We start from the raw sequence: 13,940 nt of genomic DNA, 5'->3' as shown, positions 1-13,940 counted from the left end.
GGCTGGGCCGTGGAAGGAGTCGCGCGCTAAGAATTCGACGACGACATCTTTCCACCAGGCCCCGCCGGCATCGGACGGGGCCTTTTGTTTGGCCACGCTTCCCTGCCGGCACAACAGCAGGAGCGTCCGATGCCACCCCAACAGACGAACATCACATCCGAGGCCGAGGGACTCTCCCTCGAACTTGCGTCGACGCGCAGCATCCCAGGCTTGCTCGCGCGATACTGGCGTGCGCTCCAGGACTGGCGCTGGCGGCAGGGTCCACAAATCGCCTTGCAGGACCTGAGTGACAGGGAGCTGATGGATATCGGCCTGACGCGTGGCGAGGTCGACTACATCTCGCCGGAACGGGCTATCGACAGGCTGAGGGATAATGCGAGGACCCTGTGGGGCCGCGGTGGGATGTGACAGACCAGCGGTCCTGCCGACCTTCGCAGCGACAAGGAGAGGAAGCGACCATGATGTCGCATGCGCCGAGGGCCCCGGCGGATTTGGAAATCCGCCGATTGACTGTCGATGATCTCGACCTCTTTCGTGACATTCGCGCGGAGGCGCTTCGGACGCACCCTCAAACATTTGGTTCTGCCGAAGAGGACGAGGGCGGAGAGGCGATGCTGACTGCCTATCGGCATTGGCTCAGCGGGGCGATCCTTGGCGCCCTCTGGCGGGGAAATCTGATCGGAGTCGCGGGCTTCTACGTGTCGCCAGCTCTTCGGTCGCAGCATAGGGGTCACATCTTCACGGTTTACGTGAGGAAAGATGGCCGAGGTAAAGGAATCGGAGATCGACTCATCAAGGAGCTTCTTGACCATGCCAAGGCACGCGTCGAGCAGGTACATCTTGAGGTCCTGCTCGAAGCAACCGCTGCAATCAGGACCTACAAGCGCAACGGATTCGAGGTCTACGGCACGGATCCCGCTGCAGTCCGTATTGGTCATATCACGTATGACAAATACCTCATGGTCAGGAAATTCAGCCATTGAGGCGCGGGGTCGCCCGAAGCCCCGAGGGCGGCTTCGAATCATCGGCCTTGACAGGCGCGGCCCGTCTAAACCCGTTTGCCTTGCCAGTTTTTCCACGGCAATATGCCGGCAAAACAACCATGAGAAACGGGACGAGAAAATGGCGGCTCCCATCAAGTTCGGCGTTGGCCAAAGCGTGTTGCGCAAGGAGGATGACGCGCTCATCCGCGGCAAGGGCCGCTATACCGACGATTATGCGCCGCAGGCCGCTTTGCGCTGCCTGATGCTGCGCTCGCCGCATGCGCATGCCAAATACACCATCGATGCGAGTCGCGCCCGCACCCTTCCCGGCGTCGCGCTGATCCTGACTGCCGACGACGTCAAGGATCTCGGCAATCTGCCCTGCCTGTTTAATCTCGAGACTGATCCCTTCACCGGCCCGCCTTACCCGATCCTCGCCAAGGACGAGGTACGCCATGTCGGCGATTCCATCGCCTTTGTGGTCGCCGAGACCATCGACCAGGCCCGCGACGCGATCGAGGCGATCGAGGTCAAATGGAGCCCGCTGCCGGCGGTAACCGGCGTCGTCAACGCCGTGAAGAAGGGCGCAGCCTTGGTCTGGCCGGACAAGCCCGGCAACGTGCTGTTCGACGTCTCGATCGGTGACAAGAAAGCGACTGAAGCGGCCTTTGCCAAAGCGCATGCGGTGGCCGAGATCTCGATCGTCAATCCGCGCGTGGTGGCGAACTTCATGGAGACGCGCGCGGCGGTGTGCGAATACGACGCGAAGCGCGACCATTTGACGCTGACGGTCGGCAGCCAGGGCAGCCATCGCCTGCGTGATATCCTCTGCCAGAACGTGCTCAACATCCCGACCGACAAGATGCGGGTGATCTGCCCCGACGTCGGCGGCGGCTTCGGCACGAAACTGTTTCCCTATCGGGAATACGCCCTCCTGGCAGTCGCCGCCCGTAAGCTGAAGAAGGCGGTGAAATGGGCGGCCGACCGCACCGAGCATTTCATGGGCGACGCGCAGGGCCGTGACAACGTCACCACCGCGAAGATGGCGCTGGCCGAGGACGGCAAGTTCCTCGCGATGGATTGCGACCTGATGGGCGACATGGGCGCGTATCTGTCGACCTTCGGGCCCTATATCCCGCATGGCGGCGCCGGCATGCTGCCGGGCCTGTACGACATCCAGGCGTTCCACTGCCGTGTGCGCACTGTCTTCACCAACAGCGTGCCGGTCGATGCCTATCGCGGCGCCGGGCGGCCTGAGGCTGCTTACGTCATCGAACGCCTGGTGGACGCCTGCGCGCGAAAACTCGACATGACGGTGGATGCCATCCGCCGCAAGAATTTCATCCAGCCGAAGGCGCTGCCCTACAAGACCGCGACCGGCAAGGTCTACGATTCCGGCGACTTTGCCGCGCATCTGAAGCGCGCGATGGAGATCGCCGAGTGGAAGGATTTTGGCAAGCGTGCCAAGGCGGCCAAGAAGAACGGCCTGATCCGCGGCATCGGACTTGCGAGCTATGTCGAGGTCTGCGGCACCATGGGCGAGGAGACCGCCAATGTGCGGATGGACCCCAATGGCGATATCACGGTCCTGATCGGCACCCAGTCGAGCGGGCAGGGCCATCAGACGGCCTATGCGCAGATCGTTGCCGAGCAGTTCGGCGTGGCGCCCGAGCGCGTGCACGTCCACCAGGGCGACACCGAGATGATCGCCACGGGCCTCGGCACCGGCGGCTCGGCTTCGATCCCGTCGGGCGGTGTCAGCGTCGAGCGCGCGACCCGCGAGCTCGGGCAGAAGCTGAAGGAAATCGCGGCCCAGGCGCTGGAAGGCAGCGCCGGCGACCTCGAGATCACCGACGGCATTGTGCGCATCGCCGGCACCGACCGCTCGATCTCGTTCGCCGATCTCGCCAAGCGACCCGGCGCGGATCCCTCGAAGCTGAACGCGAGCGCGACCTTCGCCAGCGCCGACGGCACCTATCCCAACGGCACCCATGTCGCGGAGGTCGAGATCGATCCGGCCACCGGCATCATCAAAATCGTCAACTACGTGATCGTCGACGATTTCGGCATGACGCTCAATCCGCTGCTGCTGGCCGGCCAGGTCCATGGCGGCGCCATGCAGGGCATCGGCCAGGCGCTGATGGAGCAGGTGGTCTATGGCGCGGGCGACGGCCAGCTCGTCACCGCGACCTTCATGGACTACGCGCTGCCGCGCGCGGCGGACGGGCCGGCCTTCGTGTTCGAGACCGCCAACGTTCCCTGCAAGACCAATCCGCTGGGGGTGAAGGGGGCGGGCGAGGCCGGCGCGATCGGATCCTGCCCGGCCGTCGTCAACGCCATCGTCGACGGGCTCTGGCGCGAATACAAAATCGACCACATCGACATGCCGGCGACTCCGGAACGGGTGTGGATCGCCATCAACGAGCACCATCGCCGTCACAGCCTCTAAGCTGCGACCTCCCACGGCGGGAATAAACGCCCGTCGCCGGGTTCTATCCATGATGGCGCACCCCAAACTCTACGAGCGGAGAAACAAACCGATGAAACGGATGATGATTGTTGTGGGCATCCTCTCGCTGGGTGCGGGCGCCGTGATGGCGCAGCAGGAGATTGCCGTGCAGCAGGACAATCTCATGCGCTCGATCGCCAAGAACCAGTATGGCATCATCCAGAAGATGACGAAGGGCGATATCCCCTACGATCAGAAGGCCGTCGATCAGGCCATTGCCAGCATCGAGACCGACGTCGCCAAGATCGCAAAGACCTTCGAGGTCAATCCCAAGCAGGACGTGGTGAACGCCACCTACGGTGCTTCAGCAAAAGTCTGGCAGAACAAGGTCGATTTCGACTCCAAGATTCCGCCGGTGCAGAAGGCGATCGCCGACGTCAAGGGCAAGATCAGCGATGTGGCGAGCCTGAAGGCCGCCTACACGGCTATCAACGAGCGCTGCAACGACTGCCATGAGACTTATCGGGTCAAGTTGAAGTAGCGGTCGGATTGCGCTTCGCTCCATCCGCGCTACTGTTGAGTCGAGAAAGGGCGGTTGCGAAAGCAGCCGCCTTTTCGGGAAATTCTATCCGCAAGGCCTGACGGATCGCTGCCGGAGCAGCTATCTTTGCTCCAGCCGCCGCGGCATTGGCGTGAGCTTTTGACGCTGACGCATCTCGCTCCTGACTGCGTCACGACATCAGGAGTTCCAACCTACGGCGAGTGCCTCAATCAGCAACAGCGAGACAAGCCATGGTAAAACCGTTCCCGTCGAAGACGCACATCGGCAACCATATGCTGCATCCGGAAACGCTGATGCTGACCTATGGCTACGATCCGCAATTGTCGGAAGGCGCCGTCAAGCCGCCGGTGTTCCTGACCTCGACCTTCGTGTTCAAGACGGCCGAGGACGGACAGGACTTTTTCGATTTCGTCTCCGGCCGGCGCGAGCCGCCGGAAGGGATGGGCGCGGGCCTGGTCTATTCACGCTTCAATCACCCCAACAGCGAAATCGTCGAGGACAGGCTCGCGATCTACGAGCGCACCGAGAGCTGTGCGCTGTTCTCGTCCGGCATGGCGGCGATCGCGACCACGATCCTGGCGTTCGTCCGCCCCGGCGACGTCATTCTACACTCGCAGCCGCTCTATGGCGGCACGGAAACGCTGCTGACGAATACGCTTGCGCGTCTGTCGATCGGCGCCGTCGGCTTCGCCGATGGCGTCGATGAAGCCGTGGTCAGCCAAGCCGCGGAGGAGGCCATGCGCAAGGGCCGGGTTTCGATGATCCTGATCGAAACTCCGGCCAACCCGACCAACGGGCTGGTGGACATCGCGATGATGCGGCGCGTTGCCGAGACCATCGGAAAGACGCAAGGACACGTTCCGATCATCGCCTGCGACAATACGCTGCTCGGGCCGGTGTTTCAGCGACCGATCGAACACGGCGCCGATATTTCCCTGTACTCGCTCACGAAATATGTCGGCGGTCATTCAGATCTGATCGCGGGCGCCGCGCTCGGCGCGAAGGCGGTGGTGAAAGGGATCAAGGCGCTGCGGGGCGCCATCGGCACCCAGCTCGATCCGCATTCCTGCTGGATGATCAACCGCTCGCTCGAGACGCTGAGCCTGCGCATGGAAAAGGCGGATGCGAATGCGCGCCTCGTGGCGGACTATCTGCGCGATCATCCCAAAGTGGCCAAGGTGCACTATCTCGGTCATCACGACGCGGCGTCGCCGGATGGACTTGTATTTGCGCGGCAATGCTCGGGGGCAGGGTCCACGTTCTCGTTCGACATCGTCGGCGGCAAGGCCGCGGCGATGAAGTTCCTCAACGCGCTGCAGATCCTCAAGCTGGCGGTGAGCCTTGGTGGAACGGAGTCGCTTGCGAGCCTGCCTGCCACCATGACTCATTCCGGCGTTCCCGCCGACATCCGCCGGAAGATCGGCGTGCTCGATTCCACGATCCGGCTGTCGATCGGCATCGAACACCCGTCGGATTTGATCGCCGACCTCGCGCAGGCGCTGAACGCGGCCGAACCTGAGGTGTGACGCCTGCGCCAGCGCTACGCGGAATCGAAAAGGGCGGCTGCGATGGCAGCCGCCCTTTTTGTTGGACTGTGCGAAGCTTACTTCGTCACCTGACCGCGGATCTCGCCGCCCGGATTGGCCGCGGTGTGGATGTTGACGTAGAGCTTGCCGCCGAGCAGATCGGCGGCCTGCGCGTCGGTCAGTGTCGCCGAGCCCTCGGCCGGGCTGGTGGCAGCGCCTGGGATCGGAATCGCAACGCCGGCGTTCTTGCCGGGCTCGGCAGGTCCGTGGAAATGCGCGGCGGTGGCGGGCCCGGACAGGCCGGAATAGGTGACCTTCCAGGACAGCTTCTTGCTGGCGGCGTCGTAATCCAGATCGGCCGTTCCGGTGCCGCTGCTGGTCGTTGCGGGGACCTCGGATTTGGCGTCGAGCGTTGCTTTCAGCTTTTCCGCGCTGGCGGAACCCGCAAAAGCAACGGCGCCAAGCACTGACATGGCGATGACGATCTTGTTCATGATTTTTCTCCCTGCTGAACCCGTTTGGGCTGCCAAACTTCCAACAGCCGGCATTGCAGTTTATTCCCGTTTCAAGCCGCGGTGGGCTAAATTCTTCGTGGCTGGAGCCGCGAGGACATCGGTCATAAGCTTCGCCGCGACGACGAAAAGGACCGCATGTTGCGACGAACAATCCCCGTGGCGCTGCTCGCCGCACTCGCCGCGGCCGGCGTCTATTGGTGGCTCAGCGCGCCGGTGGGGGCGGCCGCCGGCACCGCGCCTGCCCGCGTCCCTGATCTTGCCAATGGCCAGGTGATGTTCAACGCCGGCGGCTGCGCCTCATGCCATGCCGTCCCCGACCAGCCCGATCGTCTCAGGCTTGGCGGCGGCGTCGCGATCAAGTCGCCGTTCGGAACGTTCTATGCGCCGAACATCTCGTCCGATCCGACCGATGGCATCGGCAAATGGAACGACGCCGAATTCGTCAACGCGGTGATGCACGGAGTCTCGCCCGACGGACAGCATTATTTTCCGGCCTTTCCTTACACGTCCTATCAGCACGCCAGGCGCGAGGACGTGCTCGATCTCTTTGCGTACCTGAAAACGCTGCCGGCCGTCGCAGGCAAGGTGCGCGACCACGACGTGCCCTTTCCGTTCAACATCCGGCGCAACGTCGGCATCTGGAAATTCTTATTTCTGGACGACAAGCCCTTCGTCCCCGACAGCGCGAAGTCACCGCAGTGGAATCGCGGCGCCTATCTCGTCGACAGTTTTGGCCATTGCGCGGAATGCCACAGCCCGCGCAACGCGCTTGGCGGCATCACCGCCGCACAACGCTTCGCTGGAGGCCCCAATCCGGAAGGCGAGGGATGGGTTCCCAACATCACCCAGAAGGGCCTTGGCGAGTGGAGCGCGAAGGATATTGCCTATTTCCTGAAGACCGGCGAATTGCCCGACGGCGACAGCGTCGGCGGCGCGATGACGCGGGTGATCAAGAACACCTCGCAACTGCCGGACGACGATCTCGCGGCGATGGCGGACTATCTCAAATCGCTGCCGCCGGTGGACGGTCCGCCGCGTCCCAAGCGCAAGGAGGGCGGCACCTGATCGGGCCTGCCCTTTTTCGGACGGTCAACTCGCGCCAAACGCCTTGAAGGTGATGATGGTGAGGGTGTCCTGGATGCCGGGCAGCACCTGCACCTTCTCGTTGACGAAGTGGCCGATATCGGTGTCGTTGTCGACGTAAAACTTCACCAGCAGGTCGTATTGCCCGGCCGTGGAATAGATCTCGGAGGCGATCTCGGCTTCGGCAAGCGCATTGGCGACCACATAGGATTGGCCGAGCTTGCATTTGATCTGGACGAAAAAGGGAACCATCGCGGTCACTCCGAAAGCATATCTGACGGCTAATAGGCCAAACCCGGCCGGATTTAGCAAGCGAACTTGCTGGGCTGGGAGAGGCGCGCTAGGACGGGCCATGGCTTCGAAAACGCTGAAGAGCGCCCCATGACGACACCCGTAGCGCTGACCATTGCCGGCTCCGATTCGAGCGGAGGCGCCGGCATCCAGGCCGACCTGAAGACCTTTGCCGCGCTCGGCGTTTTTGGCGCTTCCGCCATCACGGCGCTGACGGCGCAGAACACCCGCGGCGTCACCGGCATTCACGCCGTGCCCGCCGAATTCGTCACCGCGCAGATCGACGCGGTGTTTTCCGATCTCGAGGTCGGCGCGGTCAAGATCGGCATGGTGGCGCAAGCCGCCAGCATCGATGCGATCGCGGCCGCGCTGTCGCGCTGGGCGCCCGGGCATATCGTGCTCGATCCCGTGATGGTGGCGACGTCGGGCGATCGCCTGCTCGCGTCCGATGCCGTCGATGCCCTGCGCATCAAGCTGATGCCGCTGGCCTCGGTGATCACACCCAATCTGCCCGAGGCCGCGGCTCTGCTCGACGAGCCGGTCGCGGCCAGCGAGGCCGAGATCGAAAGCCAGGGGCGCCGGCTGCTGGCGCTCGGCAGTCGTGCGGTCCTGATCAAGGGCGGCCACGGCGAGGGCGCCGAGAGTATCGATTATCTCGTCGATGCCAGCACCACGATCGCGCTCGCCGCGCCGCGCGTTGCCACAAGCAACACCCATGGCACCGGCTGCTCGCTGTCCTCGGCGGTCGCCGCAGGGCTCGCCAGAGGCGAAGATCTCGAGCGCGCCGTGCGCAACGCCAAGACCTGGATCAGCGCGGCGATCGCCGCCGCCGACCGCTTCAGCGTCGGCCACGGACACGGCCCGATCCATCATTTCCATAAATTTTACTGAACGCCGGTCGCGAGCGCGCCACCGCTAGTCCCTCCCGCCATGCAGCTCCGGGTTCTTGCGGAGGCTGCCGCGACGCCATGTCGCCTGATTGTCGCATGCGACTGATATTCGCGGGGTGGGCGAGGCAAGCGCGATTCGTATCTGAGGGTGCCTCAAAGGTTCGATTGGTCATCCCCCTGTCACGGGACATTGTTACAGGCTGGCGCATGGGAAGTTACGATGTGAGTGACGAGAGCCCGGAGCGGCGCTTTCGCACGTTGTTCATCTCCGACGTTCATCTCGGAGCCCGCGGTTCTCAAGCCGATCTTCTGCTCGATTTCCTGCGTTTCCATGATGCCGACACGATCTATCTCGTCGGCGATATCGTCGACGGCTGGGCGCTGAAATCGAGCTGGCATTGGCCGCAATCGCATAACGACCTCGTCCAGAAGCTTTTGCGCAAGGCGCGCAAGGGCGCCAAGGTCATCTACATCCCCGGCAATCACGACGAGTTCCTGCGCAACTATTACGGCACGCATTTCGGCGGCATCGACGTGGTCGAGAACACCGTCCACACCGGCGCGGACGGCAAGCGGTATCTCGTCATCCATGGCGACATCTTCGACCTCGTGGTGCAGAACGCACGCTGGCTCGCCCATCTCGGCGACAAGGCCTACGATTTCGCGATTCAGCTCAATCGCTTCGTCAACTTCTTCCGGCGCATGTTCAAGGTGCCGTATTGGTCGCTGTCGCAATGGGCCAAGCAGAAGGTCAAGAACGCCGTCAACTATATTGGCGCGTTCGAGCAGGCGCTCGCCGCCGAGGCGCGACGCCACGATGCCGACGGGGTGATCTGCGGCCACATCCATTACGCGGTGATCCGCGACGAGGGCGGCATCCGCTACATGAATTGCGGCGACTGGGTCGAGAGCTGCACGGCGCTGGTCGAGCACGACGAGGGCCATTTCGAGATCATCACCTGGGCGGACCAGGCCGAGAAGCCGGCACAGGTCCCGCAGGTCGCAGCCAGAGCTGCATGAAAGGCAGCCTGATGCGCATCCTGGTCGCGACCGACGCCTGGCACCCGCAAGTCAACGGTGTGGTTCGGACGCTGACCAAGCTTGCCGACGCCGCGAAAAGTCTCGACGTCGAATTCTCGTTCCTGACGCCGCAATCGTTCCGCACCTTTGCGATGCCGAGCTATCGGGACGTGCGGGTGGCCATGCCGCGCCCGGGCAGAATCGCGAAGCTGATCGAAGAGGCGCGCCCGGACAGCATCCACATCGCGACGGAGGGGCCGATCGGCCTGATGGTCCGCCGCTATTGCCGGCAGCGCAAGCTGCCCTTCACGACCAGCTTCCACACCCGCTTTCCCGAATATGTCCGCGCCCGCGTGCCGGTGCCGGGCTCGCTGATCTGGCGGGCGCTGCGCCGATTCCATAGCCCCAGCCGCGCCGTGATGGCGGCGACGCCGGCGCTCGCCAGTGAGCTGACCGAGCGCGGCTTCGACAATGTCGTGCTGTGGCCGCGCGGCGTCGACCCCCATCTGTTCCATCCCCGCGCGATCGATCTCTGCCTGCCGGCGCCGGTGTTCCTCTCGGTCGGTCGGGTCGCGGTGGAGAAGAATCTCGAGGCGTTCCTCGACCTCGAGCTGCCCGGCACCAAGGTGATCGTCGGTGACGGCCCGGCGCGTGTCGCGCTGGAGGAGGCCTATCCGGACGCGATCTTCCTCGGCGAAAAGCATGGCGAGGAGCTGGCGGACATCTACGCGGCCGCCGATGTCTTCGTGTTTCCGAGCAAGACCGACACGTTCGGCCTCGTTCTGCTCGAAGCCTTGGCGAGCGGCCTGCCTGTCGCGGCGTTTCCGGTGAAGGGGCCCCGCGACGTGATCGGCGATGCGCCGGTCGGCGCGCTCGATCACGATCTGCGCAGCGCCTGCTTCGCCGCGCTGGATATCTGCCGGCAGGACTGCGTGGAATTCGCCGCCAACTACACCTGGGAGGCCTCGGCCCGGGCTTTTGTCGACAGCATTTTGGCCGTCGGCGCCGTGATGCCCGGCCGGAACGGGGCAGAACCGGCGCGATTCGTCGCCTGAGGGGAAGAAGCCCTCGCGCGGAGATGCCTTGCCCGCGCCTCATCCGGCGCGATAACATCAGGCATGACAGAACAGCTTCTCCCGATCGGCCCTGCCGATATCGACGCCGCAGCACGCGTGATCGCACCCTTCGCCGTCCGCACCCCGCTGTTGTCCTTTCCCGTGCTCAACGAGCGTGTCGGTGCAAAGGTCTATCTCAAGCCGGAGATGCTCCAGCGCACCGGGTCGTTCAAGTTTCGCGGTGCCTTCAACAAGGTCGCCTCGATCCCGCAGGACAAGCGCGCCGGCGGCGTGGTTGCGTTCTCCTCCGGCAACCATGCCCAGGGCGTGGCGGCGGCGGCAAAGATCCTCGACATGCAGGCGACCATCGTGATGCCCGCGGATGCGCCGTTGTCGAAGCGCGAGCGCACCAAATCCTACGGTGCCGAGGTCGTGCTGTACGACCGCGACCGCGACGACCGCGAGGCGATCTCGCGCGGCATCGCGGAGAAGCGCGGCGCGACGCTGGTCAGGCCCTATGACGATCCCTTCGTGATCGCCGGCCAAGGCACCGCCGGCCGCGAAATCGCCGAGGACATGGCGGCGCTCGGCCTCAGCCCCGACATCGTGGTGGCGCCAGCCTCCGGTGGCGGCCTGATCGCCGGCGTTGCAACGGCTGTGAAGGCGCGTTTTCCGCTGGCCGAGATCGTGGTGGCCGAGCCCGACGCGTTCGACGATCACGGCCTGTCGCTGACCGCGGGCCACCGCGAGCCGCACGCACCCGCCGGCCGCACCATATGCGATGCGCTGATGGCCCTGATCCCCGGCGAGATGACGTTTGCGATCAACAGCAAGCTGCTCGCGCGCGGCGTGACCGCCTCGGACAAGGAAGTCGGCGCGGCCGTCGCGTTTGCCTATCGCGAGCTGAAGCTCGTGGTCGAACCGGGCGGAGCGGTCGGCCTGGCCGCGCTGCTTGCGGGACGACTTGATGTTGCCGGCAAGAACGTCATCATCGTGCTCTCCGGCGGCAATGTCGACGCTGATCTGTTTGCCGAGCTGGTGGCCTGATATTCTAATCTTCTGACATCAAGAAGGGCAGAGCGTCTCCGCTCTGCCCTTTGTCGTGTGTGGCCGACCGCGATCAGTGCATGAAGCCGCGGTGGTTGTTGCCGCCATTGCCACCCTGGCTCAGGTTCATCGACTGCCGGAAGTTGTTGCTGCCACTGTTGACGTTCCGGTTGGTCTCATTGAACTGCGGGTGATTGTTGTTCTGCACCTGCACCTTGTTCACGGGGTTGTTGCTGATCTTCGCCCCGTTGTTGATGCGGATCGGGTTGTTCTGCGTCTGAACATTGACGGGCTTCGTATCGATGGTCGTGCCGCCCTTGCCGACATTGACCGGCATGCTCACGATCTTGCCGGGAGTGCCGTTGCTTGTGCCGTTGGCAGTGCCGGCATTGCTGCCGCCGTTCGGCGTCTTGTTGGTCGCAGGCAGCGTCACGATCTTGCCGATGCCGCCATTGTTGTTGGTGGTGTTGGTTGGCGCAGGCAGGGTCACGATCTTGCCCGGGGTCTGCGACGGCGTGCCGTTCTGCTGGTTGGGCTGGTTGTTGCCCGCGGGCAGGTTGACGATCTGGCCGCCATTGCCGAGCTTGCCGATGCCGTTATTGTCGCCCGACTTCTGCACGATCGGCAAATTGCTGTTCACTTGCGCACCGCCATTGCCCTGCTGCAGCGGCATGTATTTGGGCTGGCCGAGATTGCCGATCTTGAAGGTCGGGGCGATATTCTGCGGCGCCAGGAACTTGGTCGCCTGCATCAAGGGGATCTGCTTCGGCTGCATCTGGAGCTTCAGCGCGACCTGCGCATAGGGCGTGTTGCCGTAGCTGTCATAGAAGTTCTTGTAGCCGAGCGGCGAGTTCGCGAGCACCGCCTTGTGCCAGGCCTGCGTGAGCAGCAGATTGTTGAGCAGCCAGCGGACGTGATCGCACAGCGGATCGTGCGGATACATTGTGATGAATTCCTGATAGTACTCCGGCCGAGCCTCGGACACCACGTAGTCATAGGCCTGGCGGGTCGAGCGGCTCGGCAGATTGGAGGCCATCTGCACCACAGGCGTATTCACCGGCGTGCGGCTGGCGGCAACGGCGGTGTCGCCGAAGAAAGTGAAGTCAGACGTCAGCGACGAGCTCTCCCACGGGATCTGCGCGCCGCTGGTGGTCTGGTTCACCTCGAGGCGCACGCGCTTGAACAGCTGCTCGATTGGCACGTTGGGCTCGCGCGCGACGTTCAGGAAGGCCTGCGTGTAGGGGCTGTGGCCGCCGGTGCCGTCCTGCGCTTCGGCGCCCGGCGCGGTCGAGTAGCCGACGATCGAGCCGTTCGGGGCATCGACGATGGCCAGGCCGCGGCCGGCATCGTTCACGTTCGGGAACGGGTTATTGCGGCAGGCATCGAGGATGACGATGCGCATACGGCTCGGGATCGTCTCCAGCGTCGACATCACGTCGACCAGGCGGACGGAGTTGTTGACGAGTTCGGTCTGGCTCGAGACCTTGGCGTCGACAGGAACGAGGTAGTTCTCGCCGGCGAGCTGCACGCCGTGACCGGCATAGTAGACCATCGCCACCGTGTTCGGACCACGCGCCGACACTTTGGCGGAGAAGTCCTGGACGGCGCGGAGCATGTCGTTCTGGGTCAGGTCGGTCGCGGCGACCACTTCGAACCCGGCGGAGTTCAGGAACTTCGCCATGGACTCCGCGTCGTTGTCCGGATTGGCGAGCTGCGGCGCGTTCTGATAGTTCGAATTGCCGATCACCAGCGCGACACGCTGTTCCGGGCCTTGCAGCGCGGTCGGGGCCGGCTCGACCGGGGCGACTTGCGCGGAAACTGGGCCGCAGGCAAAGCCGAACAGGCTCCCCAGCAGGCTAGCCGTCATCAGGAAAGGTTTTAGGCGGAACATGGCGTGCTCCCTTGGCACTGATCTCGATACGGTATTGGTTGCCGGCAAACTTGGCCGCGTTCGAGTTTGATGTCCGTGATCCCCATCACCATGGTAGGCTGCGTGATCTGAATCACGCTTGGAACCTGCCAAGGTGGGCGCCCAATGGGAGGACAGTCCGTCACATGCTGAAATCGATCGATCCGATCCTCACGCCCGACCTGCTTTGGCTACTGGCTTCCATGGGCCACGGCGACGATCTTGCTTTCGTCGATGCCAATCACCCCTCGGCGCGCATCGCGCAGAGCACGCATTCGCAGCGCCTGATCCAGTTGCCGGGCATGAGCATGGAGACCGCGATTCGCGCCATCATGTCGGTCTATCCGCTCGACGATTTCGATCCCGATCCGGTCCGCGTGATGATGCCGGTCGACGATCCCGACCGCGTCCCCGACGTGCAGCGCGCGGTGCTCGCGGAGATCGAGCGTGCCGCCGGCCGGCCCGTCACGCCCGGAAAACTCTCGCGGCCGGATTTTTATCGCGCGGCGGCGGCGAGCTTTGGCGTCGTACAGGTCGGCGACAGCAGCAGTTACGGATGCTTCCTGATCAGGAAGGGTGTGATCAGCTAGCAGCGCACGATCGAACGATG

General features: G+C 63.9%; 14 protein-coding genes. 11 read left to right on the top strand and 3 right to left on the bottom strand.

Annotated elements, in window-relative coordinates; translation table 11 throughout:
* The first annotated feature begins 129 nt into the window (after nt 1-129).
* From IVB19_RS24695 to IVB19_RS24675, 5 genes are all read left to right on the top strand, one after another.
* Complete coding sequence (locus IVB19_RS24695) at nt 130-408, top strand: DUF1127 domain-containing protein (protein WP_247819916.1); 279 nt, start codon at nt 130-132, stop codon at nt 406-408.
* A 50-nt stretch (nt 409-458) separates the two neighbouring features.
* Complete coding sequence (locus tag IVB19_RS24690) at nt 459-983, top strand: GNAT family N-acetyltransferase (RefSeq protein ID WP_247819915.1); 525 nt, start codon at nt 459-461, stop codon at nt 981-983.
* A gap of 139 nt (nt 984-1,122) precedes the next feature.
* On the top strand, nt 1,123-3,432 hold the full coding sequence (locus IVB19_RS24685) for a xanthine dehydrogenase family protein molybdopterin-binding subunit (protein ID WP_247819914.1): 2,310 nt from the start codon (nt 1,123-1,125) through the stop codon (nt 3,430-3,432).
* A gap of 91 nt (nt 3,433-3,523) precedes the next feature.
* Complete coding sequence (locus tag IVB19_RS24680; RefSeq protein WP_346283628.1) at nt 3,524-3,973, top strand: cytochrome c; 450 nt, start codon at nt 3,524-3,526, stop codon at nt 3,971-3,973.
* Nucleotides 3,974-4,224: 251 nt separating this feature from the next.
* Nucleotides 4,225-5,520: a cystathionine gamma-synthase family protein gene (locus tag IVB19_RS24675; RefSeq protein WP_247819912.1), complete on the top strand. Its 1,296-nt coding sequence runs from the start codon at nt 4,225-4,227 to the stop codon at nt 5,518-5,520.
* Between the two features lie 77 nt (nt 5,521-5,597).
* Here IVB19_RS24675 and IVB19_RS24670 read toward each other — a convergent pair whose 3' ends face one another.
* Nucleotides 5,598-6,014, bottom strand: a complete 417-nt coding sequence (locus IVB19_RS24670; protein ID WP_007602019.1) for a CHRD domain-containing protein — start codon at nt 6,012-6,014, stop codon at nt 5,598-5,600.
* A gap of 156 nt (nt 6,015-6,170) precedes the next feature.
* Here IVB19_RS24670 and IVB19_RS24665 point away from each other — a divergent pair, with 156 nt between their 5' ends.
* Nucleotides 6,171-7,100, top strand: a complete 930-nt coding sequence (locus tag IVB19_RS24665; protein WP_247819911.1) for a c-type cytochrome — start codon at nt 6,171-6,173, stop codon at nt 7,098-7,100.
* 24 nt (nt 7,101-7,124) lie between these two features.
* On the opposite strand, the gene IVB19_RS24660 is transcribed toward IVB19_RS24665, so the two are convergent.
* A complete protein-coding gene (locus tag IVB19_RS24660) occupies nt 7,125-7,370 on the bottom strand; it encodes an Lrp/AsnC ligand binding domain-containing protein (RefSeq protein WP_007602021.1) in 246 nt (81 codons plus the stop codon).
* 129 nt (nt 7,371-7,499) lie between these two features.
* On the opposite strand from IVB19_RS24660, the gene thiD reads away from it, so the two are divergent.
* The 4 genes from thiD to IVB19_RS24640 all read left to right on the top strand — a co-directional run bounded on the left by thiD (nt 7,500) and on the right by IVB19_RS24640 (nt 11,421).
* On the top strand, nt 7,500-8,300 hold the full coding sequence (gene thiD / locus IVB19_RS24655; RefSeq protein WP_247361715.1) for a bifunctional hydroxymethylpyrimidine kinase/phosphomethylpyrimidine kinase: 801 nt from the start codon (nt 7,500-7,502) through the stop codon (nt 8,298-8,300).
* 206 nt (nt 8,301-8,506) lie between these two features.
* Nucleotides 8,507-9,319, top strand: a complete 813-nt coding sequence (locus IVB19_RS24650) for a UDP-2,3-diacylglucosamine diphosphatase (RefSeq protein WP_247361719.1) — start codon at nt 8,507-8,509, stop codon at nt 9,317-9,319.
* An 11-nt stretch (nt 9,320-9,330) separates the two neighbouring features.
* Complete coding sequence (locus tag IVB19_RS24645) at nt 9,331-10,374, top strand: glycosyltransferase family 4 protein (protein WP_247364618.1); 1,044 nt, start codon at nt 9,331-9,333, stop codon at nt 10,372-10,374.
* 63 nt (nt 10,375-10,437) lie between these two features.
* On the top strand, nt 10,438-11,421 hold the full coding sequence (locus tag IVB19_RS24640) for a threonine/serine dehydratase family protein (RefSeq protein ID WP_247361722.1): 984 nt from the start codon (nt 10,438-10,440) through the stop codon (nt 11,419-11,421).
* A gap of 73 nt (nt 11,422-11,494) precedes the next feature.
* On the opposite strand, the gene IVB19_RS24635 is transcribed toward IVB19_RS24640, so the two are convergent.
* Complete coding sequence (locus IVB19_RS24635; protein ID WP_247406835.1) at nt 11,495-13,312, bottom strand: caspase family protein; 1,818 nt, start codon at nt 13,310-13,312, stop codon at nt 11,495-11,497.
* A 164-nt stretch (nt 13,313-13,476) separates the two neighbouring features.
* On the opposite strand from IVB19_RS24635, the gene IVB19_RS24630 reads away from it, so the two are divergent.
* Nucleotides 13,477-13,920, top strand: coding sequence for an RbsD/FucU family protein (locus IVB19_RS24630; RefSeq protein ID WP_018457525.1), 444 nt, complete (start codon nt 13,477-13,479; stop codon nt 13,918-13,920).
* Nucleotides 13,921-13,940 lie beyond the last annotated feature (20 nt).

Source organism: Bradyrhizobium sp. 187, from assembly GCF_023101005.1.
Classification (GTDB): domain Bacteria; phylum Pseudomonadota; class Alphaproteobacteria; order Rhizobiales; family Xanthobacteraceae; genus Bradyrhizobium; species Bradyrhizobium canariense_D.
This window is presented reverse-complemented; position numbering and strand designations above follow the sequence as displayed.